Annotated in this window: 2 protein-coding genes; both read right to left on the reverse strand. The window is 43.0% G+C overall.

The window, feature by feature from the left end:
• Positions 1-82: 82 nt before the first annotated feature.
• Positions 83-430 carry a hypothetical protein gene (locus tag AB4238_RS22160; RefSeq protein WP_372035768.1) on the reverse strand — a complete coding sequence of 116 codons (348 nt, stop codon included), beginning with the start codon at positions 428-430 and terminating at the stop codon, positions 83-85.
• Between the two features lie 4 nt (positions 431-434).
• The coding region (locus AB4238_RS22165; protein WP_372035770.1) for a hypothetical protein at positions 435-962 on the reverse strand (528 nt) is incomplete at its 5' end.

Raw genomic sequence — 962 nt, forward strand, 5'->3', positions numbered from 1 at the left:
ATTGATGCCATTAACTATGCCTGTCTATGTATTAAACTCCAGTACCACCAACGCTACCGCGACGACCCTGCCAAGTTGAATATCACCCCATGCGATAATAACCAAGAACCTCTTTGAGTTTGTGCTTGGCATAGTCACATTTATCCGAGAACACAGCCTTTATCAGCCCCTTGTTACTCTCAAGCGCTGATGGCACCTCAGTCGTCCCGCTTGTTCTTGCTAAGCATAATATAACCTCTGCCAACTCAATCAAGACCGACTCATCCGTCTGATTCAAGAGAATCGGTATAACTTTATCGATTCTCTCAAACGCCTCCTGAGGTGGTAATAATTTGCAATTTTCATCCCTAAAACTCTCGAAATACCACTCGTTTAAATCTTCATTTGTTAACCATTCATTGACGGCAGTTTTTAATTTTTCAGTAAACACAAACTCAATCCTTAAACTTAAAATCGATAACTTGTTTGGTATTTTTATTTTCTACATAATGAATTTCTACGCCATTCACATTTTGCGTTTTCTTCACCCAGCCATCCTTGTGAAGTAAGTTGTTTTTGGTGTCGCTCATTTTGGGCATTCTCGGCGGGGTATATCCTGACGGGTTTGACATCACCTCTTCCATCGCCAATTTCTCTTTTAAGGAGTTAGGTTCGGTTCTGCCTGTACTGATTTTGTCAACCGCCTTACGGAGAATCTTAATCTTACCAAGTGCTGCAACAGTTGCAGACTGAACGCCAGCCTTAATATTGCCTTCAGCCATATTTATGCTGCCTTCGACAATTTCCTCAGCACCCGCAAAATCTACTAGCGCATCGGCTACGGGACTGGTTTCTCTGGTGTTCTGTATGGTGTCTCTAAGTATATCTTTCCAGTGGTCTTTTATTACACCACCCATGGCTTCGAGCGCTTGTCCTGCACTCATCCCATTTTGATTGGTACTCTTACCCCCATCAGCTCCCGC

Source organism: Shewanella sp. 10N.286.45.A1 (assembly GCF_041470405.1).
Lineage (GTDB): Bacteria > Pseudomonadota > Gammaproteobacteria > Enterobacterales > Shewanellaceae > Shewanella.